This window comes from Cellvibrio zantedeschiae (assembly GCF_014652535.1).
GTDB classification, from domain to species: Bacteria; Pseudomonadota; Gammaproteobacteria; order Pseudomonadales; family Cellvibrionaceae; genus Cellvibrio; species Cellvibrio zantedeschiae.
In genome coordinates, this window is record NZ_BMYZ01000004.1 from 288,745 (window position 1) to 312,018 (window position 23,274).

Genomic DNA, 23,274 nt, shown 5'->3' on the forward strand with positions numbered 1-23,274 from the left:
GAGAGTTGACTGATGAATCAGCTACTAGGATGGGCTTCGATAAGTAATATGGCTAACCAATACTGGCAGTTAATTAATGCCATGCTATTTAATTTAAAAGTAATTGGCTATTTGGTGGTGCTTTTTTTGGCTGCAGCGTTGGTGGCGCTTTTAGTTGGTATTTGTGTTTCCAAGTTTTGGCCTCTCGGTTTAGTGCTTGCACTGCTATCGTTGTCAATTATCGGTGTGCTCGGTTTTGTTGGCTTGCCGATAGGTATGTTGATACTGATTGCCAATAAAAATATTGGCCTCATGGCAAATATCCGAAAAAAATTGTTTTTAATTACTTTGCTTTTTTCATTATTTATTATTGGTATTAATTCCGTATTTATCCTTAATACAGGCAAATCGGCGCTTTCGTTGACGTTCTTGCTCGGGGGCTTGCTGTGTTGTCCGTTATGCTATGCATTGACTATTTTTATTGCGAGCAAAGATGTTGGTATGGCTATATTTTCGCCTATGCTGCTGATTGTTTTTGCAAAAATGACACTGGCTTATATTCCAGCAGAGAGTCCTATGTTCCTTGCGCTAGGTAACATCGTTGGTTGGGGGGCATTCTATTTTTGGTGGATGCGCTTTCATCCCTCGGGAAATGTAAGCAAGTCAGTTTTCTTGCAAACAGATAAATCCCAAATTCATGGGGCGCTTTTGCAAAAATTTCTGCTATTTAGAACGAAAAAAATAAAAACGCCCATGGGAACATTTTTGTTAGGGCATAGTGACCACGTGGTGTCTTTTTTAAAACGGCTTACCCTGACTTATTCATTTAGCTTGGCATTTGCAGTTTTTTTATTAGGCGGGTTCAGGAATGAGCATTTAGATTGGGAGCAGCTTCGCATTTCGATATTTGCTGCTTGCGCTTATTCATTCATTTTAATGACGATGGATTTTTACAGTAAAAAAATCATGACTAATCTTCGGCGCGCATGGCTTGTTTTTCCGGGTAACAGAGAAGATCTATTCCACTATTTGGAATCCTTCTTCTGGCGTGGGCTGAGATTGCTGGTGGCCGTGAATTTAATGTTGCTATTTCTGTTTTTGTTGGGCACGCAACAGCTGAGCTATTTAATATACATTAGTGCTGGCGCAGCGATCATGAGTTTGATTGTTATCTTTGATTTTTATTGGGATGTGTACTCATACAAAAGAGAGCAACAGGTAGGGCAAATCAAATTAAGCAAAGCCTTGGTCAGTGCGGTTTTGGTGTTGTTGGGTTGCTATTACCTGGTTGAAAAATACAGCACCTTTAACGTGCCAGAAATAAAAGATTTGATTGCCTTGTTGGTGGTAGTGACCGTGATAGCTTTGCTAAATCCTGTGCGCAAAATCTGTATGAAGCGATTTAAACTGGTGGATATTTAAATGCAAGATCTCGTTATGGCTAATGTAGCCACGCAAAATAAAGGCTTGATTGCCAGGAGCCTTTTCCTGTCCAGGATTCTGTATTTTGGTAATCGCACCTATAGCTATTTCTACTGGTTTTTTGCTGCTTATTGGTTGGTGAGTTATGGTATGTCTTACTGGGTACCGCCGACTCCAACCATGTTTATGATTATGTTCATGCCCGGGGTGTTGCAGGCTATTTTGGCAATGATGGTGGCTTTGCGTGCATCTACACTATTGCAAAACTCGCAATTGCATTTTGTGGGGATTCGAAAAGAATTATTTATTAATTTGTTGGCTATGTGTGTTTTATTTTCCCTGCCGGTATTTGATCCCAAGAATGCTGAGAATTTGATTGCTATTAAGTTACTCAGCTTTATGTACGTGAGTATTGGCATGTTCTTAATGTTGTGGCTCTACAGCCTGCAAGTTTTATCAATGCTTGTGCTGGTTTTAAGTGTTCCATTGGTTATATTTTTAATTGCAAAGTTTGGTGCGACGCTTGTGGTTCCAATATGGAGCGTGCTGGCCTGGGGTTATTTAGCCTATTGGCTCTCACGCAGCCCTTTGCAGCGCATGTTCAAATTTGAAAATTTTAGTAACTTCTTCGATTACCTTATTGAACGATTAAAACTTGTAAAATATCGAACCCTTATGACCCGTGTGCTTAACAAAGAGCATGTCATCCTTATGGGCGAGGGTGATGGACATATGAATAGAATATTCTATGCCCAAGCATTTTCTTTAATATTTACCTGTCTTTATTTATTGTTAATGCAAAATTCGAAGGAATTATGTTTGTGGATGATCCTGATGCATATGGGTGGATCCAAAGTGCGTATGAAGCTCGGTCAATCCCACATGAAGTTATGGTTATTCAATGATGGTGACAGGCTGCATCAATTCCGGGTGACAGAAAATCTATCCTTTCGTTTGTATGCATACACTTTTATCACAGCCTTAATGATGTTGGTGATATGGATATTCTCGAATCCCAGTCTCGCCCTGCATGGTGTTATCTGTTTGTGTCTGGTTCAGTTGTTTGTGATAGCCGCAGATTATTACGGTGGTTTCATATTAAAAATTGGAAATCCCGTATTGTTGGTTTCCCTATTGCTCAAAATGACTTTTATGTTCGCATTGGTATTTATTCATCTCGATTATGTGTGGTACTTGGTTATAGCTGCGGTTATTATTTCACTAGGCGCTATTTTTCGTCAGGAAGCGAAAAAAAGGTTTGTGTCTGCTAATTTTACCTTGAGAGCGTCCTAGTGTTTATTCTTAACCCCCAATCGGGAATCCCCATTTATCGCCAACTGATTGATCAGGTGCGGCGCATGATTGCGGGTGGGCAATTAAAGGCGGGCGATGACTTGCCTTCGGTGCGCGAGCTTGCGCTTGAGCATGCGGTAAATCCCATGACAATTTCCAAGGCCTACTCGATGTTAGAAGTTGAGGGGTTGTTGGTGCGTCAGCGCGGTAAACCTATGCAAGTTGCTGCGGAAAATCCTTTGACGACAACTAAAGAGTCTCGCTTGGCGCATTTGCGGCCACAATTGGATAGTTTAGTGATTGCCGCTAAGCAATTAGAAATTTCCGATGACGCGCTTATTAAAGAGTTAAAAAAAATATTAAACGAGTTGCAGTCTTAATCCCTTTCTCATAGATATAAATATACGGAGATTAAAATTATGCGTGCATCTATTGCCGCACTTTGTTTTTTCATTATTTTTTTAGCAGGGTGTGATCGCACACATCAAAATACGCAAGAAAAAAAAGTGCCCTGGTTGAGCTTGTGTCCGGATTTTTCGCAAACCGGAAAAGCACCTGTTGAACAAAATGCCCAGTGCGGACATTTTGATGTAAAAGAAAATCCCCAGAATCCTAATAGCGCCACTATTCCGCTCAATATTTTGTTGCTGCCTGCAGTAAATCCTGTTCCCGAAAAAGATCCGCTTTTTATTATTGCTGGAGGTCCCGGGCAATCGGCTGTAGTGGTAGCTGAGTCTATTCACTCTATCTTTAATGACGTTCGTAAAAATCGCGATATTGTGTTTGTGGATCAACGTGGCACAGGTAAATCGAATCCTCTGGATTGCGAGTTTGAAACAGAAAAAAGCCAACAATTGCCTGAATCCGAACAACAAGCCTTCGCCAGGCAAGCACTTGCCCAGTGTATTGATAAAGTAAAAGATCATGCGGCTTATTACACAACTAATTATGCGGTTGCGGATTTGGATGCAGTGAGGGCGGCACTAGGTTATGAAAAAATAAATTTATGGGGCGGATCTTACGGGTCGCGCGTTGTACTGGAATACATTCGTCGCTTTCCGGCCCACACTCGCGCCAGCGTGTTGGATGGAGTTGCACCGGTAGCTATAGCTTTGCCTTGGTCTATGGAGGCAGACGGTCTTGCCTCGCTCGAAGGCTTAAATCAGCAGTGCGCACAGGTGCCTGCTTGCGTGACTTCCTATGGTGATATAGTTAAAAAAGCACAAGCGGTATCTAATAAATTAGTTAAAGAACCAAAATCTATTACTATTCCACATCCGCGCACACAAGAAAAAATAAATGTAAGTTTGAGTGCCGAAGATTTTTCCAGTGTAATTCGTTTGGCGCTTTACAGTCGCGATCTGTCGTCTCTTATTCCCCGTGTCATCAGCGAAGCTGAAGCGGGTAATTATGAACTTTTTGCCTCGCTCATTTATTTAGCTAAATCCAAAAGCGACATGGCTGGCATTAGCTACGGGATGCATTACTCCGTCGTGTGTAGTGAAGATTACCCCTTATATAAAGATAAAAATGCCTTGGATTCCAATGTGTTTTTAAATGCGCTATCCGTGCAAAAATATTCAGAGGTTTGTGCGCAATGGCCGCGAGGTCAGTTGCCAGCGGATTATTGGGATTCTATAAAAAGTGACTTGCCCGTATTGATGCTTTCTGGTGCCGGTGATCCAGTCACTCCACCGCGATGGGGGGAGCTTGTTAAAAAAGATTTAAAAAATGCTTCGCATCTCATTGTGCCCGGCGGGCATCACATAGTTACATCAGAAGGTTGCGTTGCTCAGCTAATCACCGCGTTCATTGTTAGTGGTGATGCTAAAGCGTTAGATGCTAGTTGTGTGCAAAATATTCAACCTTTGGCTATACACCTTCCTGTATCTGCAATCGCGAATACCGAATCAACATCATCGCAATCCAATGATCAAACGACCCTTGAGAAAAAGGAATAAATCATGATTCGTATAGATCAGGTAAGCAAAAGTTTTGGCAATAAAAAATCCGGCGTAGTGCAAGCGCTAAAAAATATTTCCCTGACTATTCGCGATGGCGAAATTACCGGCTTGCTTGGTGTTAACGGCGCAGGGAAGTCTACCTTGTTGCGGTTAATTTATGGCCTGCAAGATCCCACAACGGGCACCATCGCAATTGACAATATCGATGTACAAAAAAATCCTGAGGCTGCCCGGCAGCGGTTAGGTGTATTGCCGGACGATACAGGTTTATACAAACGGTTAACGGCTCGTGAAAATATTCATTATTTTGGTGAGTTGCAAGGTTTGTCCGCTGGTGACCTAAAGGAGAGTGCACAAGAATTAATTGCGCTGCTAAAAATGGAAAATATTGCAGAGCGTCGTGCAGATGGTTTTTCCCTGGGTGAGCGGATGAAAACCGCATTAGCGCGTGCCATAGTTCATCGGCCGCAACATATTTTGCTGGATGAACCCACTAATGGTTTAGATGTTATTACCACTCGTGCGGTGCGCAACATGTTGTTGACGCTTCGTGATCAAGGCCGCTGTATTTTATTCTCCAGCCACTTGATGCATGAGGTAGGTGGCTTATGCGACCGGGTATTAATTATTGCAGGTGGCGAAATTGTGGCGGATGGTAGCGTTGCGGATATCATTGCTTTGTCCGGCGAAAATACTTTAGAGGATGCATTTATTAAGTTCTCTCAGTTAGCGGAAGGAGAATCACATGTTGAATAAAAATAGTTTTAGATTCTCATTAACTGTGTACCGTAAAGAATTGCGTGATGCTTTGCGTGATAGACGCGCAATGCGCATGGCATTCTTACCACCCTTGTATTTTGTCGCCATTTTTGTGGGCTTGGTTTTCTTTGCTGTAAGTATGGAAAACGATAAAAAAGTTGCTGGCGTTAATTCCATTCCGGTTTATGTGGAGGGCGAACAAAATTTGCCTGAGTTGGTGGCTTGGTTGCGCGAGCAAGGCGCGGTTATCAAAACGGTTGAGTCGGGTGCTTATCAACAAATTAAAGATAAGAAAATTGATTTCGCATTAATTATTCCAGATGAAGCAAAGCAAAAGCGAGCGAAGGGAGAGTCTGCTCCGGTGTGGTTAGTGTATGACGGCGCAAACCAAAAATTATCTTCGAGTATTGGTTTTGTTCGCTCGCAATTTTATACCTGGAGCTGGCGCGTGGGCTCCATCAATTTAATGGCGCGAGGATTGGCTCCTGATGTAGGAACTCCGGTTATGTTGCGCGAAGATAATATCGCCGACGAACAAAAGATGAGCGTCTATTTGTTAGCGAGTGTTCCATTGACCTTATTGTTAGCCGCCTTTATTGGCAGCGTGGGCTTTTCCGCGGATATGACAGCAGGGGAACGTGAGCGCCGTTCACTGGAATCATTATTGATTACACCTGCCTCAACCTTTAGTGTGTATTTAGGCAAATGGTTAACGTCTGTCAGTCTTACGGTAGTGATTCTAATTATGCAGCTCGTGTTGCTTGCTATTGCATTTCGCTTTCTACCTTTCAATCAATTGGGGTTACGGGTTGATGTTAATTACATTGATTTAATCAATGTTTTTTGGGTACTTGTTCCTGTGGTATTTTTTGCAGTGGCTTTGCAGTTGAGTCTATCTATTTTTGCTAAATCGTTTAAAGATGCTCAATCATTAATTGCGGGTTTGGTTTTTGTTCCCATGATGTTGAATTTTTACACCATGTTTAACCCGGGGGTATTCCATGAGTGGTGGTTATGGGTTCCCGTTCTTGGGCAGGCTGTAGTCATTAAAGAAATTTTATTAGGTGGGGCTATTGTAAGCTTTGCATTTTGGAAGTTTTGGTTCGTGGGATTAATGATTACGTGCCTGGCATTTTGGGTGGGTATCAAACAATTGCGTAGGCCTAAAATAGTCTACGGGCAATAAACCACTAATGGAGGGAGATCGATTGAAGCGAATAATAGGAACAGTTTTATTGATGGTGTTTGCGGTAATTTTTTACACCAATTTCTATGATTCAAATGACTCAGCTGTTGTTGAATCATTTTCCTCGCAACAAGCTATCTCCAGTAATTCATCAAATGCACAAAGTTCAACGCAGGCTGTATCGGCTGATCCAAAATCTCCAGCGTCTGAAGCTTTTTCTTCAGCGCTAGCCAGCATTAAGAGTTTGTCCGGTGCGCGCGTAGATCCTTTGCCAGAAATAGCACATTTTTTACGTCAAATGGATAACGCCAGTATTCCCAAAATTTATTTGCCCACACCAAAGAGATCGTTATTTGATTATGGAAAAGCCAAACCATCTGAGCTTAAGGATAAAGCTTTGTCCGGCGATCCTTATGCGGCCTATAGGTATGCTGATTATATTGTTGAGCGAGATGTGCGCAAATATACTGATAAGGGCAATTATGCTTATGAGACAGATCATGAAAAGCGCGATTTGGCGATGAGTGAGGCGCGTGAATTTTATATACGAGGATTTCGAGGTGGAATTGCATCCATCGCTCAGGTTTTGAGTAGATTATATGCAGACCAAGCCCATGGTGGTAATCGCGCAGAGTCCCTTGCTTGGAGAAGAATTTCCTTTGCTGTTGGCGAGAGTCAGCGCTACGAATGTTTAAGAAATTCCACTACCTGTTTCGTCAAAGACTTTAATAATTTAAATCGCCCTGAGCTTTTTTATCCGTGTTTATCAGCAGCAGGTGATAGCTGTACGCAAGAAGAGTACGACACGGGGATGCAGCTTGCATTTCAATACGCGGACTCGCTGGAATTTGCAATGAATAATAAAGTTAGACATTAATCCACAATTGCCCGTTTGTTTTTTCGCTTTACATTGGTATGGCAGTTTTTACAAAAGGTTGATGCTGCTGAATGCCGCTCAAAAAATCCTGCAAATTTTTGTGGCTTTCTATATTGATACGATTGCGAAATAGTGCCCAGTATAGGTAACAGGCTAAGCGTAGCTGCACATCGTTGTAGGGTGCATGCAACGGCAGGTCTAGTTGATTTAATTCGGCAAGGCTGGACTCAATGCGCGCAGCTTGGCGGCGTGTATATTCATAAGCGGTTAAATCTACACCATCGCGTTCCAGGAAAAATAAATTGGCGGTTGTATCTAATGCTGTATTCACCATGCAGAATTGATTGAGTTCATGAGTGCTGGCCAAATAACTCTGGCCAGCTTTTTCACGCAGATATTTTAGAATGGCGATTGAATCGGTTAGGAATACATCGCCATCTTCGAGAAAAGGCACGCGCTTGGTGGGTGATCGCACTGCGCTTGTGGCTTGATCTGTTTCAATAAATTCACAGGCGCAATTTGTCTCCAATAATACTATGCGGCAATGGCGCACAAAGGGTGATGTATAACTGCCGTATAATTTCATAACCTACCTTTTGAATTTTCGTGCTGTCCGCTTGTGAATTTGCGTGCTATCCGCTTGCCATTTGTTTGAAAAATTAATGATCCTTGAACGCTTGTCGCGCCAGGAGTTTCCAGTTTCCGTTTTGCTTTTGCCAAATTAACATTACGCCAATGGTGACCTCATCTGGTTTCCCATTATTGTTTGTTGTGGCAAAGAGCTTATGGCGAACTATCGCAATGTCTTTAACGATTTGAACACTTTGGTCACGCAAATCGATTGTCACAAAATCAGATTTTCCGCTAATTATTTTTTCAATAAACTCAGCCTGGTTTTCAACATGCCCACCGGAGTGACCATAGTTAAGTTCGGTTGCTGTTAGCTCTTTCAGCTTTTTTGCGTCAGCACTGATCATGGCGTTGCGCAGTAGTTCAACTTGAGCTTCGACTTGTTGAACCGCTTTGGCGTTTGGTTTGCTGGCTGTAGCGGCTTGGGCTATGCCCAAGGTAAGGATGCATAGGGCGAAAAATTGTTTTGTTGTCATAGTGTTTGCTCGGTTATTAGGGGGTTATTTTTACTGAGCGAAAAACATTGCCGTGTTGCCTTTTAATCAGCACTTATTTTGTGCGTTCATTTTGTTGTATAAAAAATATTTTTAATAGCTGGCGCTCTAAAATATACCATAAATGTCATCAAAGTTTCATTCTGCCTCATTTTTGAGCTTGGTAAAGTGAATTTTTAAGAACATTTTAGTAGATATGATTTTGAGCTCTTTCAGCTGATATTCATATTCCAACTAGGCTTTTGACAAAGATTGCCCCAACGTTAAAACTAGCCTTAACGATACGAAGTTTGACGAGCGCGCTGGCGCGCTAATTCGGTGTAAAGGAGGCTATATGTTGGATCCTATCCGCAATTTCAACGCTGATTTTGACGCAATTTTTGATGAGGCTGTACAGGCGCCAAAAGAAGATGTTCGCGGTTCTCGCAATGCTCTTCCCGCTGATGTTTTATATTATCTTAATGAGGTTCAACGCCTTGCGTTGCACAGCTTGGAAAATTTTGGTTGGCAACTCGCTTTTATTCGCCGTCCTTTATTTGTTCCCCCAATCGTTGTGGTTAAAAATTCCGAGCAATCGAAATTTGCGGTATTGGAAGAAGACGGCAGCGTGAATCTGTCGCCTTTAGCTAAATGGCGTCATTAATCAGTGCGAGCTGCTTAATGTCACAAGGAGTGCATGGACAATTAGATTTTATGGGTAGGCACTATTTTCGTTGATGATTGGTCTGTTTGAAATTAGTTAGTGTGTGATTAGTAGTAATGGATGAAATTTGGAAACAGGTTTTATGGCCCCTGCTTAGCGGATGAGCGGGGGCTTTTTTTTGATAGTGTGTTGCAGATTTTTATTCAGCTCTAATTCATTGGAAAAAATCTAGCATTAAAGCCGTTAACCTTTAGGGAGGTTTGCGGTGAAAAATAAAATTTGGATATTGCTTTGCTGTATTTTTTTAAGTGCTTGTGGTGGTGAAGAAGCTGAACGTGATTTTAATCCTGCGCCATCGCTGGTTGCTTTCGATATTGTAGATAGCTACGGTGTAGATACCGGCTATTCGTTAAAGGCACTTGCTATAGATCCCTACATCAACAACGGCTTATTTGATGTGTTTTGGAAGGTTAATAGCCTCAAAGATTATCGTGTCAACATACGTGTTAACTCCACTCCAGAAATTTCCAACTCTTTGATTATTTATTCAGATATTTGCGGCGCTTACCGCGCTTGCGATCAGGGCGGTAACGTCATTTGTGAATATACCTCTGATTTTTATTTGTCGTGCAATAATGCGCGGCATCCAACGGATATTGCCGCTTTCATAAAACGTGTACCGCAAAATGTAAATTTAATTCTGGAGATATGTGATCTGGATTCGCCTTATTGCAGCTATAAATACTATCCGGTTTCTATGCAGTAGCCCTGCATCTTTTCTACAGGCATAATGCACCGGAGTTTATTTTTACTGATGCGCTTATGCCTATATCGTTTCTGAAAAATCCGGCTGCTGCTGTACCCTTTGCGTTTGAGTTGGTTCGCTCTGCGCGCAGGCGCAGTATCAGTATTGAAATTGCAAAAGCGCAAGTGGTAGTGCGCGCTCCTTATTTTGTGGCGAAAGCCGAAATTGAAAAATTTGTACGTGAGAAATCGCTCTGGGTGCAACAAAAGTTAGCGCAGCAAGAGCAACAACTTTCGGCTGTGCCCAGCTACAGTTTTGCAAATGGTAGCAGTCTGCCCTACCTGGGTGGCGAGTTGAGTTTGGTGGTGCATAAACAGCCCAAAGCCGATGTGGTGCGCTACGGCGCGCAATTGCTAGTGATACTCACGTCGCGCAGCCGCCTGCCCGATGAACAGCAGACCAAGCGTTTGGTATGTGAGTGGTATCAACAACAAGCGCTGGCGATGCTGCAAGCCAAAACGGATGCAGCCGCAGCGCGTTTGGGGGTTAAGCATTCCGGTGTTACTATCAAGGCGACTCGTTCAAAATGGGGTCATTGCACAGCGCAGGGCGCTATCCAGTACAACTGGCAGATTCTGCTAGCCCCTGAGTCTATAGTCGACTATCTTGTCGCCCACGAAGTGAGCCACTTATTGCATCACAACCACAGCCCGGCATTTTGGGCTGTAGTTGCTAGCCTCTGTCCTGATTACAAAAACCGTCGTGCCTGGCTTAAAACCCAAGGCATGCAGCTTATGTTTTAATCCGCGTTATGTTTAACCGTCTGGAGATACCCTATGAACGAGCCACTAAGCGATAACGACTCTGAGAACTTTGACCGTTTTATAGTTGAAGCGATTGAGAATGGTTGCGTATGGAGCTTGCAAGGTCCGGAAGGATGGGCGCTGTGCGGTTCCGAAAAATATGAAAATACCGATGTGATGCCGTTTTGGTCCCAGGAAGCCTTTGCCCGTACGCACTGCCAGGAAGATTGGAAAGATTACGAGCCGGTAGCAATTGAGCTGGAAGAGTTTTTGGAAGATTGGCTTACGGGTATGCACGAAGATGTCATTTTGGCGGGCATCAATTGGGACGAGGAGCTTGAAGGTGTAGAAATAGAACCTTTGGACTTGCTGGAAGAGTTTGATCAGGAGCTGGCAGATTAGGCTTAACGGCAATTAGCGCCAGTTGGTTTCGTTGATATCGTCGCCAAACAGGTGGTCATGCAAAATATCGACATGGTGTTTTTTAGCGAAGATCTCCAGCTCTAGCATGGTATCGCACCAGGGCGAAAAGAGCTGGCCAGTGGTACGGTAGTCGCGGTTGGTAATAACAAAGGCATTACCGGTTGACAGCAGGCGCTTGGAGATGTGGCTAAATGCCCGGCGCTGTACCTGCAACACTACCAAGTCAAAATCCATACACAAGCGCATCAGCTGCGGATGAATGGAATCTTTGCGGTTGGTAAAGCAAATTTCCCTGCTGCCGAGTATGTCATCTGATTTCAGTTTGGGGTACGGCATAATAAATTCATCTAGTCTGGCTTCCGTCGCGTTGTCTTGCCTCCGTGCATCACATCAGGGCGCGGATTACACCACAAGGAAGGCTGTAGGGCGAGAGCTTTGGGTCACATTTTTTACCATTAAAACCCTGCGGGATATTCTATGAGCAAAATCTTGAGGTTAATGAGTCTTTGCGTTTGCCTACTTCTGGCAAGTTGCGCCGCCATCAATCCCACCTTGAAAGATCCGGATGTGAAACTGGTTGGTTTGCGCTTATTGCCCGCACAGGGTATTTTGCAGCGACAAATCGCTGTCGATCTGAGTATTTTAAACCCGAACCGACAAGATTTAAGTGTGCGCGGTATCAATTACAACGTGGGTATTGAAAATATAAATTTGCTGTCTGGCGCGACTGATCAGGTTCCCGTGCTCAGGGGCATGCAAGAAACCCCGGTAACCCTGGTAATCTCCGCTGATATTATTTCAATTGTACGTTTGCTGGAGCATTTCAGCTCCAATGGCGTGGGCGATAAAGTGAATTATAATTTTTCTGCCGTCATCGACTTCAGTGCATGGTTGCCTTCTATGCATGTGGACAAAAAGGGTGTTTTGCCTTTAAGTGGAAGCAAGTAATCCGCGAGCAGAAAGTGAATAAACGATAATAGGTGCTTGTGGCGGCGCGAATGCGTGCGGCCATTTTCAACGTTTTAGCAGGATATTGAATGAGCGAGTTAACAACCCTCCCCGATGCAGATGAACGCATCGCCTTAAAAGATTTTAGTGAAAAAGCTTATCTCGATTACTCCATGTACGTGATTCTCGACCGTGCATTGCCTCATATTGGCGATGGCTTGAAGCCCGTACAACGCCGCATTGTGTATGCGATGAGCGAGTTAGGTTTAAAGTCCTCGGCCAAGTTTAAAAAATCGGCGCGTACCGTAGGCGATGTGATTGGTAAATTTCATCCGCATGGTGACTCTGCGTCCTACGAAGCCATGGTGCTTATGGCGCAACCCTTCTCCTACCGTTATACGCTGGTTGACGGTCAGGGAAACTGGGGTTCGCCCGACGATCCCAAATCATTTGCGGCCATGCGTTACACCGAATCGCGCCTCACAAAATACAGCGAAGTTTTGTTGGAAGAGTTGGGTCAGGGTACGGTTGATTGGCAGCCCAACTTTGACGGCACATTGGAAGAGCCCGCAGTATTGCCTGCGCGTGTCCCCAACGTATTGCTGAATGGCACTACCGGTATTGCGGTAGGTATGGCGACAGATATTCCGCCGCATAATTTGCGCGAAGTGGTAAATGCACTTGTTCATTTAATTGACAACCCGCAAGCCAGCGTAACGGATTTGTGCCAACACATTCTCGGCCCCGATATGCCCACGGATGCCGAAATTATTTCGCCGCGCGACGATTTAATTAAGATGTACGAAACCGGCCGCGGCAGTGTGCGTATGCGTGCTGTGTGGCAAAAAGATGAAGACTCTGGCGATATTATTATTACCGCGCTCCCGCATCAGGTGAGCGGTGCGAAAATTCTTGAGCAAATTGCCGCGCAAATGCAGGCGAAAAAATTGCCCATGGTGGCAGATTTGCGCGATGAATCTGATCACGAGAATCCCACGCGCCTCGTTATCATTCCCCGTTCCAATCGCGTTGACCTTGAACAGGTCATGCAGCATTTATTTGCAACCACTGAATTGGAACGCACCTATCGTGTCAACATGAACATGATTGGTATTGACGGCAAGCCGGCGGTTAAGCCGCTCAATAAAATTTTGAGCGAGTGGTTAAGTTTCCGTACTGTGACGACGCGCCGCCGTTTGCAACATCGTTTGGAAAAAGTAGAAGAGCGTTTGTTGCGTTTAGCGGCTTTGATGATTGTGTTTTTGAATGTGGATGAAGTGATTCGCATCATCCGCGAAGAGGACAATCCCAAGCCGGTGTTGATGGAGCGTTTCAATTTAATTGAAATGCAAGCCGAATATATTCTGGAAACCAAATTGCGCCAATTGGCGCGTTTGGAAGAAATGAAAATTCGTGAAGAGCAAGAAGTGCTTGAAAAAGAGCGCGATGGCTTGCAAAAAATTCTCGATTCCGCAGTGAAATTAAAAAATTTAGTGCGCAAAGAATTAGTTCAGGTTGCTGAACAATTTGGCGATGACCGCCGTTCACCCATTGTTGCGCGCGCAGAAGCTCAGGCGCTGAGCGAAACAGAGCTCATGAGTGTTGATCCAATTACAGTGGTGATTTCTGATAAAGGTTGGATTCGCGCTGCTAAAGGTCACGACATTGATGCTGCCGCCTTAAGCTACAAAGCGGGTGACAGTTTGAAATTTGCGTTGCACGGCAAAAGTAATCAGCAAGTTATTTTGCTCGATTCAACCGGGCGCAGCTATTCATTGCCTGCGCACAATTTGCCATCGGCACGCGGGCAGGGCGAACCCTTGACCGGGAAAATTTCGCCACCAAGTGGAGCAACCTTTGAAGGCGCGTTGATGGGTGCAGATGATCAACGTGTGTTGCTGGCCTCGGATGCGGGTTACGGTTTTGTTGCTAAATTAGAAGATTTGGCCAGCAAAAACAAAGCGGGCAAAGCAATGCTCAGCTTGCCAGAAAACGCCAAAGTATTACCGCCACAATTTATTAGCAATGCAGAGCAAGCATTGCTTGCGGCGGTAAGTAATGATGGTCGTTTGTTGGTGTTCCCTGTGACCGAATTGCCTGAACTGGCAAAAGGTAAGGGCAATAAAATTATGAATATTCCATCGGCGCGTGCGCAAACGCATGAAGAGTTTGTGGTGTCGGTGAGCGTAATTAATCCTAACCAAATGCTGACACTCTATTCAGGCAAGCGCCACATTACCTTAAAAATGGCTGACCTTGAGCATTACAAAGGTGAACGCGGACGTCGTGGAAATAAATTGCCGCGCGGCTTCCAAAAAGTCGATGCAGTTGAAGTGACGGATAAATAAAAAAGATACATAAAAAACGGTGGGCATTGCTCACCGTTTTTGTTTGCCAAGAAAGATATTGGATTCTAATTTACAATAATCAAAAGGGTCATCTTATGAGTTCAAAAGACAAACGTCGCCACATACGCACTCCTTTGGCGTGCCGCATTAAAGTCACACATGGCAGCGAAGAAATGATTGTAAAAACCCGCGATATTTCCGATGGTGGTGTATTCGTAGTTTTGGAACCCGATCAGGTTCCGCCTGTAGGTACGCAAGTTACCGGGCAAGTTCAAGGGTTAATGGATGATGCTCCGATTTTGGAAATGGAAGTGGTGCGGGTAGAGCCTGAAGGAGTTGGTTTGCGTTTTATTAATCTGGATGATTAATTCCTTGTTAAGCCTCTGCAAAAAGTCCAGCACTATCTGGAAAAATGTTGGCGCAACATTGGTGATTTTTTTGTCGGTGCTGGCTGATGCTCGCGCCGCCACTGTATTAATTTATCACCACGTCAGCAATACCATGCCCGCTTCTACCAGTATTAGCCCTGAGCGATTTTTGGCGCATATGGACTATCTGGAAAAAAATAACTTCAAGATTGTGCCTTTAACCGAGCTGACAGAAAAGCTGCGCAAAGGTGATGTATTGCCCGATAAAACGGTTGCTATAACCTTCGATGATTCTTACGCAGATGTTTATACCGCTGCTTACCCCGTGTTAAAAAAACGTGGCTGGCCATTTACGTTTTTTGTAAATACGGATGCGGTTGGCTCGGGCAAACTATTTGTCACTTGGGATCAACTGCGCGACATGTCAAAAAATGGCGTCACCATTGCCAACCATACCACTGCACACAATCACATGGTGCGCTTGAATAAGTCTGAAACCCAATCGCAATGGCGCGAGCGTGTGACCGGTGAAATTACGCGCGCGCAAGAAAAAATTAAACAGGAAATTGGCAGTGCGCCACATGTGTTTGCTTATCCTTTTGGTGAATATAACGCTGAAGTAAAACAACTATTAAAAAAGTTGGGTTACGTTGCCTTCACACAGCAGGCAGGTGTACTGCATGCTGATACGGATTTGCAAACTCTGCCGCGTTTTCCTTTTGGTGGAAGCTATACAGAGCTGAACGATTTTATTGAGAAAATAAATACGCTGCCTATGCCGGTGAAAAAAGTGGAATTTTATGCAGACAAACAGCGCAAGCTGGATGATATGGTTGTTAAGGCCGGCGACAAACCTTATTTGATATTGTCGCTCAGTGATAATTCATTGCCAACCAAAGTAAATTGCTTTTCATCCAATGAGGGCGCAATCAATACCCAAGTGATTGATGGCAAATTATGGATTCAATCCAAACAGACGTTTCCGCAAGGTCGCACTAAATTCAATTGCACCGCCGCCAGCAACCAGCATGGGCGCTACTATTGGTTTACGCAGCTTTGGTTGGTGACAGATAAAAACGGAAACTGGACTTATCAGGACTGAATAAATGCAAACATTGAAGCTGCAGACGGAAATCACTGCCGATTATTTGCCAAACGTGGAGCAGCAACTAACAGAAATTTTCTTTCGGCGACTCAAGTCAAAAAATGATTTGAGACGGGATGGTTTTTTTGAAAAGAAGATTGTCCCTGTGCTTTTTATTTTTATTCGGGTTGCATGTATTGTGTTGCTGTTACTTGTCGGGCTTTCGTTACTCTTGGGTACGAGTGTTTGCAATTCCTTAACGCTTAATATTTTTATGCTTTTGTTTGCCAGTCTTTTTCTATTTGTGTTTTGGGATAGAAATAAGCTGGAAGGTAAATTGAATGGTTTTAATGAGCGGGTATTTGCTTGGGTAGCGAAAAAGCGAGCGCGACTGATGGTGAAACAAGCTGCCAAACTCGCACCATTCCGGGCAGAATATGATTTTCGTGAAAATGTTTTAGCCTATTACCGCATTAAAAATGGTGTGGTGAGTTTAGTCTGGCATAGGACACTTACGGGTTTTTTCCTTGTGGGGCAGGGGTTTATTCTATTTTATAAAAGTGAAAAGCAATCATATCCCTATGCAATTATTTTGCATGAGGCGACCGTTGAGCTTGAAACTTATTTAAAGGCTCAGTCCTGTTTTCAAATCGCTAATTAAATTATCCAAAGATACACGCAAACTCTGCAATAAATGAGTCACATCCTTCTCCTGGTTTAATTCCAGTTCAATTTGCAGTGCTAATGCTTGCAGTTCCACCGCGCCAATAGTTCCGGCTAAAGATTTAAAAGAGTGCGCATGGCTACTGGCCTCGGTTAAATTTTTTGCGGCTATGGCTGCTTCAATCACGTCCGCCATGGTGCTGCGTTCCTGGATAAAGCGGGTGATAAGTTTTAAGTAAAGTGTTTCGTTATGGAGCAAGCGGTCAAGCGCTTGGTCAACATCCAAACCGGAGATACGGTAAAGCCTTGAGAGCACACGGGTGACGTTGGCGCTGCTGGCTTGAGTGGCAGGTTGTGGAACCGCGATGGCAGGTGCCCGGCGGTTATACCACCGCAACAGAATGGTGTAGAGAATTTCGGGGTAAATAGGTTTGGATATGTAATCGTTCATTCCTACGCTAAGGCAGCGCTCGCGGTCGCCCTCAAGCGCACCCGCAGTCATGGCAATAATAGGGAGTTGGTCGAAGCGCTCTTGCGCGCGCAGGCGTCGCGTCGCTTCTATACCGTCCATGATGGGCATTTGCACATCCATAAGCACCATATCAACAGGCGTGTTTTCCAGCAGCTCCAGAGCTTCTTTGCCATTGGCGGCAGTGATGCTTTCAACCTGAACCAGGCTCAGCAACTCTTTAACCACATCCTGATTGATGTCGTTATCGTCGACCAAAAGCACGCGGCTACCCGTCAGGTTTTGATAATTGTTTAAGTCCAGCTGAGTGGCGTGGTCGGCGCGGCTGTGATTATTTTTGAAGAGCTTGATCACTGCGTCCTGCAATATAGATGGAAGTACAGGTTTGCCAATAATGGCTGCAAAAAGGCTTTCAGCATTGGCTCCTATGTCGTGTTTGTTGTGAGCGCACAGCAAAACAAATTTGGTGTTTTGGGTGTTGGGTAATTTGTGAATTTGTTCTGCCGCTTCCAGCCCCGAAAGTCCGGGCATTTTCCAGTCGAGGAAAATCAAATCAAAAATGTTGGCCGCTTGCCCGGTGATTAGTGCCGTGGCGTCGGAAACTGATTGCACGCTAGTCACCTCCAACCCAAGCACGCGCAGCATATTGGCTAAAATGTTGCGCGCCTGGGGATTATCATCCACCACGAGTGCGCGCTTGCCTTGGGTTATTGCGGGTGACTTGCTGATTTCTTGCGTGCTGCCTTTGACCAGGTTTAACTCGACCGAGAAGACGCTACCCACGGCAGGTTGGCTGCGAAAATCCAGCTCGCCGCCCATAAGTTCTATCAAGTTTTTGGAGATGGTAAGGCCCAAGCCTGTACCTTCAAAGCGACGGGTCGACGATGTATCCAATTGGTGGAAGGGTTTGAAGAGTTGATTGAAATTTTCGGCGGGTATGCCAATGCCGGTGTCCTGCACGTCAAAACGTACCCGCACATTGCGGGCGCTTTCGCTCACCTTGCTCACTTTTACCAATACAGTACCTGTTTCGGTAAATTTCACGGCGTTGCTGGTGAAGTTAATCAGGATTTGGCCAATCCGCAGGGCGTCACCTTTGAGTCTATCAGGCAGGTTCGTATCTATATCCAATAGCAGTTCCAAACCTTTGGCATCGGCTCGGTCCCAAAGTAATCCCAAGGCGTTGTCCAGCATTTCCTCAAGGGAGAACTCGGTGTTTTCAATCGTCATCCTGCCTACTTCAATTTTGGAAAAATCCAGGATGTCGTTGATGATAGAAAGCAAATGGGTGCTCGATTGGTGGATGCGCTCCAGATAGCTGCGCAGCTTGGGGTCGTCTGATACCAATGTGGCTAAATGTGAGAGGCCGATAATCGCGTTCATGGGCGTACGAATTTCGTGGCTCATGTTGGCAAGGAAATCTGATTTGGCGCGTGCGGCCTGTTCGGCTTCGAGTTTGGCGGCTTCCAATTGACCGGTGCGCTGGGTGACTATGTGCTCCAAATTAACCCTGATGGAGTCCAGTTCCTGGGCGTTACGGGTTTGCTCGGAAATATCCATCAGGATAGTTCCCACCGCGTAGACTTCGCTGGTTTCCGGGTCGTGAATCGGGAAGCGGATGATCTTCATCCATTTCATGTCGGTGTAACTGAATCCAGCAACTTCCTTAACTATTTCTACGACTTGGCCGGTGCGAATGACTTCCTGGTGTTCGGCGTCCAGTTGTTTGACAAAATGCTGGGGGGCGCGGTACAGGGCCGAGCTGCCCTCGCCAATGATTTTGCTGCGCGGTGTGTTTATAAAGCTTTCCAGCTGCTTGTTCGCTACCAAAAAATTACCGCTGGCATCACGCATGTGTGCGAGTCCTGGAAAATTATCCAGGAATGCCCGCATACGTTCTTCGCGTTCAGCCAGTGATTTGCGCCCGCGAGCCATAACCAACACAAGAAGGTTGATTAAGAGTATGGCGAGCACGGTGAAGCCAATGATTGCGTTGCGAAAGAATTGGAAGGGGGTATAAACCTCTTCTGCATCCTGTTCTACCACTATGCCTATATCCATGCCGGGCAACCATTTCACCGCACCAACTACCTCAACTCCGCGGTAATCCAGATAGCCATCGATAAAATTGCTGTATCCATTTTGCATGGCAAGGCTAACGGCCTTGGTCAAAGGGCTGGTTTTAGGGTTAGTTACCAAGGTGCCATTTTTAGTTTTAGTGGGCACGCGGGCAGTTAGCCCTTTGATATAGGTTGGGGGTTGATCAGTGACGGTTTTATTGCGGACAAGTGCTTGCCCGAAGCGCGTTGGGGAGATAATCAAACCCTCGCGATTAACGGCATAGGCTTCGCCAGAAGTGCCGGAAAAACCCGTGCTCAGCAAGGCGAAAAAATTATGGTAAGGATCCTGCCGCAAGCAGAGGGTGGCAAGTAATTTGCCATTTTTATTGATGCGCGCACAGGCCAATTGATAGAGGGTTCCGGGCGCGGCGGTTTTATCGAGAATGCTAATTTGGTACACGGCTGCGGTGGGTAGCCCAATGGCTCTACCCTCGCGCATGGTTTTGCCTACGGCGCTGCGCGAATTGGCTGTGGCTATGGGTTTGCCATTGTAATTTGGGCTGCTGGAGAGCATGACCAGATAATTGGGATCGATGATTGAATGGCCTTCATAGCCGCGCGCCAGATAAATGGGGCGCAACCATTGATCCAGGGTTACACCCGCCTCGGCTGCGCTGATTTTCTTGCTCATCAGGTCATCAACCAGTTTTACCAAACCCGGCTCCTGCGCCAGCGCTTCAACCCCGGTCAGATAATTGCGTTGCCATAATTCAATCAAGCCGCTGGTGGCTTGCAGGCGGGTGAGCAAATGGTGGGATACGTTGGCGCGGTCGTAGGCGTAAATAAAACGAATGGATACTGCGGTTACGGCAATCAACGTCAGGCTGATGGCTATGGCGAGTAAGGTTGAGGCATATTTCCCTAGCTTCATGGGGTTTCCACATTAATTATTAGTTTTGTTAATGCATGAGCGGCGGCCTTACCGCATCTGGCTAGGCTTTAAACCTTTTGTTAGCAGCGGCACAAGTTGGCAATGCGGGCGCCGTTGTCGTTTAGCCAGGGAAGCACATCGCTGGCTGGCATAGGTGCGGAAAACAAAAAGCCCTGAATTTCGTCGCAACCCATAGCGCGCAACAGCTGCAATTCCTCGACGGTTTCTACACCTTCAGCAACTGTGGTTAATCCCAAGCGCTGACCCATATCAAGCGAAGATTGGACTATGTTGCACAGATGCTCGCTCTCGCTCACCCGGCATACAAAAGAGCGGTCAATTTTCAGCTCGCTAAAGGCAATATGCGAAAGTTGCTGCATGGACGAAAAACCGGTGCCGTAATCGTCAATTGAAAATCCAAAGCCGTTTAATTTGAGTCTGCCAATATTGCCCAAAGCCACTGCCTGATCTTTCATTAAAGCACTTTCTGTGATTTCCAAGAGAATTTTTGTTGGATTGATGTTGGCATTTTTTACGTTGCGAATAATGTGATTGGCAAAGCTGGGGTCTTCCAACTGATTGACGGAGATATTGAGTGAAACGCTGGGGAATAAATCGAGGCTGTTCCAGGCGTTCATATCGGCCAACACACAATCGAGCATGGCAAGAGTCAGCTCTTTTAACAGCCCATACTCGCTTACAAGATCGATAAATTCGCCGGGTGGGACTATCCCTTTAAGCGGATCGCACCAGCGCGCCAAGGCTTCAAAGCCAACGACTTCGCCTTGTTGCAGCGCCACTTTGGGTTGGTAGAAAGGTTTGATCTGGTTGAGCCGCAAGGCGCGCTTCAAATCAAGCGCCGATGGCCGAATGCGGTTGCGCGGTGGCACAGGTGGTAGGCTTGCAGGTTGGTAGCGCAGTAATTTATCCAGGAGCAACTTGCCGTTAAGCGGTTTTGGTAGTGCGCCAAGCATAGTCATTTTGCAGGCGCGCACCATGCTGCCTAAAGTGTCGAGCAAGACGCTATCGGCACCGCTAACAATAATGATGGCAATGTGGGGCTTAAACTTGGCGACAGCCTGAATTAACTCAATCCCGTCCATGTCGGGCATGTGCAAGTCCACCAGCATAACGCCGGGCTCGATTGAATCGGAGCGCAGTAAATCCAGCGCTTCCAGGCCACCAGCGGCTTCGTAAATTTTATCGATGCCAATACTGCGCAGGATTTCACTGGAAACCAGGCGTTGTAACTCACTATCGTCCACTATCATCACGCCCTGGCGCAGAATACTGGCGTGCGGGCGCTGCCCCTGACTTATTAGTGATTCAAGGCCTTGGTTCATGTTCGCCTCCATATCCATTGGGCCGCAGGCGCTAGTGAATTCATAATCTAATAACAGCTCCTGTATCAGGCGGTGCGACGATAAATGGACGGGCGAACGGATTTCAGTGGAGTGTCCAAACCAATCAGGGATTCCGAATGGCTAGTGACCAGCCAGCCACCTGGACGCAACTGAGCGTACAAATTACTGAGCACCTGTTTTTTAACGTCGGTATCGAAGTAGATCATCACATTGCGTACAAAAATAATGTCGAACTGACCCAGGCTTGCGGCGCTGTCCAGCAAGTTGTGTTGGACAAAATTCACACGTTTACGCAATTCAGAGTCCACCATAAACATGCCTTCATAAGGACCTACACCTCTGCGGCAGTATTTCTTAAGATATTCGGGCGGCATGCATTCAAGGCGTTGCATGCGATACAGGCCTTGCTCTGCCGTCTCCAGCACACGCACAGAAAGATCGCTGGCTGTTAATTCCCAGCCGGTTGGGCCCAACTTTTCATTCAACACCATCGCCAGGCTGTAGGGTTCTTCTCCACTTGAGGCTGCGGCGCACCACACGCGCAAGGGGCGAGTTTTAACTTTGGGTAGCATGGCATTGGCGAGCTGGGTGAAATGCTCTGGCTCGCGGAAAAAATAGGTTTCGTTGGTGGTGAGCAAATCAACCACTTGGGTGCGTTCGGCATGGCTCGCACTTTCAACCAAATAACTTGAATAGCGGTCGAAATCTTTAAAGCCAAGGGAGAGCATGTGGGTGCGTAACCGGGTGATGATCAACTGATGTTTGTGGCCTGGAATAAAAATGCCGCTCTCTTGTTGAAAGAACGACTGGATTCTCTTGAATGCAGTGCTGCTCAAGAGATTTGCTTCTGGCGACAGGTCAATCACGCGGGCCTTCATCATGCTGGTACCGGGGTTGATAGGTTGCACTGTTTGCGCTGAATGGGCATGCATGGCTGGTTACCTCAAAAAGTCACAAAGTCAGTATTTTCGTTGAGCAAAGTGTTGGTGAAAGGCGCTGATAAAACGCTTATTCCCATATGACGCATTGTGATCCAGCGGCAAATTTGGCGAGAGAGTAAAACTACTCAGGAGTGTGGAGGGTTAGTACGCAAATGCGCAAAAGTGATTAAGCAAGCGCAAAAAATACAGGTGAGAAAAACCACACAAGCGAAGAGGCTTCGCTTGTTTCGTAGACGATGAGGGGTTAGACGAACAGCTTAACGAGTTCGACAGCGGAGGCTATATGCAATTTATCCATAATACGGGCGCGGTGATTTTCAACGGTGCGGACGCTGATATCCAGCGAGCCCGCAATTTCACGGCTGGACTGCCCTTGTACCACCAAATCGACAATTGAACGCTCTTTGGGGGTGAGCAGATCCAGGCGTGCTTGTTTGCTGGATTCGCTCAATCGCTCACGGTGAAGCGTGCGGCTATGGGCAAGTGCGGCTTGGACTTTCTCAATCAGCAGATGGCCGTTGACCGGCTTTTCCACAAAATCGAAAGCGCCTGCTTTCATGGCTTCCACCGCAGCGCTGATTTCGGAGTGGCTGGTGATAAAAATAATGGGTGGTGGCGAACCGGTAGACATTAATAAACGCTGTACTTGCAAGCCGCCGATCTCGGGCATACGTACATCAGAAATCACGCATTCACAGGGAGAGGGAGAATAAGCCGCAAGAAACTCTTTGGCTGAGGTATAAGTAAGCACACGGGCGCCGATGGATTGCACCAGCTCTTTTAGGGTCCACAGAATAATGTCGTCGTCATCAACGATATAAACCGTAGCAGCTGACAGTTTACTTACACTCATTAGGGCGGCCATAGGTGGTGCTTATCC

23 protein-coding genes are annotated in these 23,274 nt (G+C 45.8%); 16 read left to right on the plus strand and 7 right to left on the minus strand.

Translation table 11 applies throughout. The annotated features are described in order from the left end of the window. Nucleotides 1-12: 12 nt before the first annotated feature. From IE104_RS17975 to IE104_RS18005, 7 genes are read left to right on the plus strand one after another with little or no spacing between them, the layout of a single operon-like run. Nucleotides 13-1,401, plus strand: coding sequence for a hypothetical protein (locus IE104_RS17975; RefSeq protein WP_189421090.1), 1,389 nt, complete (start codon nt 13-15; stop codon nt 1,399-1,401). Then, nucleotides 1,402-2,694 (plus strand): hypothetical protein, encoded by a 1,293-nt coding sequence (locus tag IE104_RS17980; RefSeq protein ID WP_189421091.1) that lies wholly within the window; start codon nt 1,402-1,404, stop codon nt 2,692-2,694. Further along, nucleotides 2,694-3,074: a GntR family transcriptional regulator gene (locus tag IE104_RS17985; RefSeq protein WP_189421092.1), complete on the plus strand. Its 381-nt coding sequence runs from the start codon at nt 2,694-2,696 to the stop codon at nt 3,072-3,074. The genes IE104_RS17980 and IE104_RS17985 overlap by 1 nt, the downstream gene beginning before the upstream one ends. Nucleotides 3,075-3,113: 39 nt before the next feature. Beyond that, the gene (locus IE104_RS17990; protein ID WP_189421093.1) at nt 3,114-4,655 is read left to right on the plus strand and encodes an alpha/beta hydrolase; all 1,542 of its coding nucleotides are present in this window, start codon (nt 3,114-3,116) and stop codon (nt 4,653-4,655) included. 3 nt (nt 4,656-4,658) lie between these two features. Then, nucleotides 4,659-5,414 carry an ABC transporter ATP-binding protein gene (locus IE104_RS17995; RefSeq protein WP_189421094.1) on the plus strand — a complete coding sequence of 252 codons (756 nt, stop codon included), beginning with the start codon at nt 4,659-4,661 and terminating at the stop codon, nt 5,412-5,414. Continuing rightward, nucleotides 5,404-6,603, plus strand: coding sequence for an ABC transporter permease (locus IE104_RS18000; RefSeq protein ID WP_189421096.1), 1,200 nt, complete (start codon nt 5,404-5,406; stop codon nt 6,601-6,603). The genes IE104_RS17995 and IE104_RS18000 overlap by 11 nt, the downstream gene beginning before the upstream one ends. 22 nt (nt 6,604-6,625) lie before the next feature. After that, the gene (locus IE104_RS18005) at nt 6,626-7,480 is read left to right on the plus strand and encodes a hypothetical protein (RefSeq protein ID WP_189421097.1); all 855 of its coding nucleotides are present in this window, start codon (nt 6,626-6,628) and stop codon (nt 7,478-7,480) included. Nucleotides 7,481-7,508: 28 nt separating this feature from the next. On the opposite strand, the gene IE104_RS18010 is transcribed toward IE104_RS18005, so the two are convergent. Both IE104_RS18010 and IE104_RS18015 read right to left on the minus strand, forming a co-directional pair. Continuing rightward, nucleotides 7,509-8,066, minus strand: a complete 558-nt coding sequence (locus tag IE104_RS18010) for a glutathione S-transferase family protein (protein ID WP_189421099.1) — start codon at nt 8,064-8,066, stop codon at nt 7,509-7,511. Between the two features lie 73 nt (nt 8,067-8,139). Beyond that, on the minus strand, nt 8,140-8,586 hold the full coding sequence (locus IE104_RS18015; RefSeq protein ID WP_189421101.1) for a nuclear transport factor 2 family protein: 447 nt from the start codon (nt 8,584-8,586) through the stop codon (nt 8,140-8,142). Nucleotides 8,587-8,938: 352 nt separating this feature from the next. Here IE104_RS18015 and IE104_RS18020 point away from each other — a divergent pair, with 352 nt between their 5' ends. The 4 genes from IE104_RS18020 to IE104_RS18035 all read left to right on the plus strand — a co-directional run bounded on the left by IE104_RS18020 (nt 8,939) and on the right by IE104_RS18035 (nt 11,197). Continuing rightward, entirely contained in the window at nt 8,939-9,247 is a 309-nt protein-coding gene (locus IE104_RS18020) for a hypothetical protein (protein WP_189421102.1), read from the plus strand. 265 nt (nt 9,248-9,512) lie between these two features. After that, nucleotides 9,513-10,013, plus strand: coding sequence for a hypothetical protein (locus tag IE104_RS18025; RefSeq protein ID WP_229838104.1), 501 nt, complete (start codon nt 9,513-9,515; stop codon nt 10,011-10,013). Between the two features lie 56 nt (nt 10,014-10,069). Then, entirely contained in the window at nt 10,070-10,795 is a 726-nt protein-coding gene (locus tag IE104_RS18030) for a M48 family metallopeptidase (protein WP_189421104.1), read from the plus strand. A gap of 33 nt (nt 10,796-10,828) precedes the next feature. Beyond that, a complete protein-coding gene (locus tag IE104_RS18035) occupies nt 10,829-11,197 on the plus strand; it encodes a DUF2750 domain-containing protein (protein ID WP_189421105.1) in 369 nt (122 codons plus the stop codon). 12 nt (nt 11,198-11,209) lie between these two features. Here IE104_RS18035 and IE104_RS18040 read toward each other — a convergent pair whose 3' ends face one another. Then, complete coding sequence (locus tag IE104_RS18040; protein ID WP_189421107.1) at nt 11,210-11,554, minus strand: hypothetical protein; 345 nt, start codon at nt 11,552-11,554, stop codon at nt 11,210-11,212. 141 nt (nt 11,555-11,695) lie between these two features. Here IE104_RS18040 and IE104_RS18045 point away from each other — a divergent pair, with 141 nt between their 5' ends. The 5 genes from IE104_RS18045 (at nt 11,696) to IE104_RS18065 (ending at nt 16,627) form a co-directional block, all read left to right on the plus strand. Continuing rightward, nucleotides 11,696-12,166 (plus strand): LEA/WHy family protein, encoded by a 471-nt coding sequence (locus tag IE104_RS18045; RefSeq protein WP_189421109.1) that lies wholly within the window; start codon nt 11,696-11,698, stop codon nt 12,164-12,166. A gap of 89 nt (nt 12,167-12,255) precedes the next feature. Next, nucleotides 12,256-14,514 carry a DNA topoisomerase IV subunit A gene (parC, locus tag IE104_RS18050; RefSeq protein ID WP_189421111.1) on the plus strand — a complete coding sequence of 753 codons (2,259 nt, stop codon included), beginning with the start codon at nt 12,256-12,258 and terminating at the stop codon, nt 14,512-14,514. A 95-nt stretch (nt 14,515-14,609) separates the two neighbouring features. Further along, nucleotides 14,610-14,882, plus strand: a complete 273-nt coding sequence (locus IE104_RS18055) for a PilZ domain-containing protein (RefSeq protein WP_189421112.1) — start codon at nt 14,610-14,612, stop codon at nt 14,880-14,882. A 4-nt stretch (nt 14,883-14,886) separates the two neighbouring features. After that, nucleotides 14,887-15,984, plus strand: a complete 1,098-nt coding sequence (locus IE104_RS18060) for a polysaccharide deacetylase family protein (protein ID WP_229838106.1) — start codon at nt 14,887-14,889, stop codon at nt 15,982-15,984. A gap of 4 nt (nt 15,985-15,988) precedes the next feature. Continuing rightward, nucleotides 15,989-16,627 carry a hypothetical protein gene (locus IE104_RS18065; protein ID WP_189421116.1) on the plus strand — a complete coding sequence of 213 codons (639 nt, stop codon included), beginning with the start codon at nt 15,989-15,991 and terminating at the stop codon, nt 16,625-16,627. Here IE104_RS18065 and IE104_RS18070 read toward each other — a convergent pair. The 4 genes from IE104_RS18070 to IE104_RS18085 all read right to left on the minus strand — a co-directional run bounded on the left by IE104_RS18070 (nt 16,592) and on the right by IE104_RS18085 (nt 23,247). Next, entirely contained in the window at nt 16,592-20,089 is a 3,498-nt protein-coding gene (locus tag IE104_RS18070; RefSeq protein ID WP_189421118.1) for a PAS domain-containing hybrid sensor histidine kinase/response regulator, read from the minus strand. The genes IE104_RS18065 and IE104_RS18070 overlap by 36 nt on opposite strands. A gap of 80 nt (nt 20,090-20,169) precedes the next feature. After that, a complete protein-coding gene (locus IE104_RS18075; RefSeq protein WP_189421120.1) occupies nt 20,170-21,432 on the minus strand; it encodes an EAL domain-containing response regulator in 1,263 nt (420 codons plus the stop codon). A gap of 65 nt (nt 21,433-21,497) precedes the next feature. Continuing rightward, a complete protein-coding gene (locus tag IE104_RS18080; RefSeq protein ID WP_229838107.1) occupies nt 21,498-22,385 on the minus strand; it encodes a CheR family methyltransferase in 888 nt (295 codons plus the stop codon). A gap of 253 nt (nt 22,386-22,638) precedes the next feature. Further along, entirely contained in the window at nt 22,639-23,247 is a 609-nt protein-coding gene (locus IE104_RS18085; RefSeq protein WP_189421122.1) for a response regulator transcription factor, read from the minus strand. Between the last annotated feature and the right edge of the window lie 27 nt (nt 23,248-23,274).

What these genes read in the sequence shown, in the direction of transcription:
- IE104_RS18055 (WP_189421112.1), top strand. Translation starts at nt 14,610, where the DNA reads ATGAGTTCAAAAGACAAACGTCGCCACATACGCACTCCTTTGGCGTGC.
- IE104_RS17995 (WP_189421094.1), top strand. Translation starts at nt 4,659, where the DNA reads ATGATTCGTATAGATCAGGTAAGCAAAAGTTTTGGCAATAAAAAATCC.
- IE104_RS18010 (WP_189421099.1), bottom strand. Translation starts at nt 8,066, where the DNA reads ATGAAATTATACGGCAGTTATACATCACCCTTTGTGCGCCATTGCCGC.
- IE104_RS18070 (WP_189421118.1), bottom strand. Translation starts at nt 20,089, where the DNA reads ATGAAGCTAGGGAAATATGCCTCAACCTTACTCGCCATAGCCATCAGC.
- IE104_RS18015 (WP_189421101.1), bottom strand. Translation starts at nt 8,586, where the DNA reads ATGACAACAAAACAATTTTTCGCCCTATGCATCCTTACCTTGGGCATA.
- IE104_RS17980 (WP_189421091.1), top strand. Translation starts at nt 1,402, where the DNA reads ATGCAAGATCTCGTTATGGCTAATGTAGCCACGCAAAATAAAGGCTTG.
- IE104_RS17990 (WP_189421093.1), top strand. Translation starts at nt 3,114, where the DNA reads ATGCGTGCATCTATTGCCGCACTTTGTTTTTTCATTATTTTTTTAGCA.
- IE104_RS18080 (WP_229838107.1), bottom strand. Translation starts at nt 22,385, where the DNA reads ATGCATGCCCATTCAGCGCAAACAGTGCAACCTATCAACCCCGGTACC.
- IE104_RS18000 (WP_189421096.1), top strand. Translation starts at nt 5,404, where the DNA reads ATGTTGAATAAAAATAGTTTTAGATTCTCATTAACTGTGTACCGTAAA.
- IE104_RS18020 (WP_189421102.1), top strand. Translation starts at nt 8,939, where the DNA reads ATGTTGGATCCTATCCGCAATTTCAACGCTGATTTTGACGCAATTTTT.
- IE104_RS18085 (WP_189421122.1), bottom strand. Translation starts at nt 23,247, where the DNA reads ATGAGTGTAAGTAAACTGTCAGCTGCTACGGTTTATATCGTTGATGAC.
- IE104_RS17975 (WP_189421090.1), top strand. Translation starts at nt 13, where the DNA reads ATGAATCAGCTACTAGGATGGGCTTCGATAAGTAATATGGCTAACCAA.
- IE104_RS18040 (WP_189421107.1), bottom strand. Translation starts at nt 11,554, where the DNA reads ATGCCGTACCCCAAACTGAAATCAGATGACATACTCGGCAGCAGGGAA.
- IE104_RS18065 (WP_189421116.1), top strand. Translation starts at nt 15,989, where the DNA reads ATGCAAACATTGAAGCTGCAGACGGAAATCACTGCCGATTATTTGCCA.
- IE104_RS18035 (WP_189421105.1), top strand. Translation starts at nt 10,829, where the DNA reads ATGAACGAGCCACTAAGCGATAACGACTCTGAGAACTTTGACCGTTTT.
- IE104_RS18075 (WP_189421120.1), bottom strand. Translation starts at nt 21,432, where the DNA reads ATGAACCAAGGCCTTGAATCACTAATAAGTCAGGGGCAGCGCCCGCAC.
- IE104_RS18030 (WP_189421104.1), top strand. Translation starts at nt 10,070, where the DNA reads ATGCCTATATCGTTTCTGAAAAATCCGGCTGCTGCTGTACCCTTTGCG.
- IE104_RS18045 (WP_189421109.1), top strand. Translation starts at nt 11,696, where the DNA reads ATGAGCAAAATCTTGAGGTTAATGAGTCTTTGCGTTTGCCTACTTCTG.
- parC (WP_189421111.1), top strand. Translation starts at nt 12,256, where the DNA reads ATGAGCGAGTTAACAACCCTCCCCGATGCAGATGAACGCATCGCCTTA.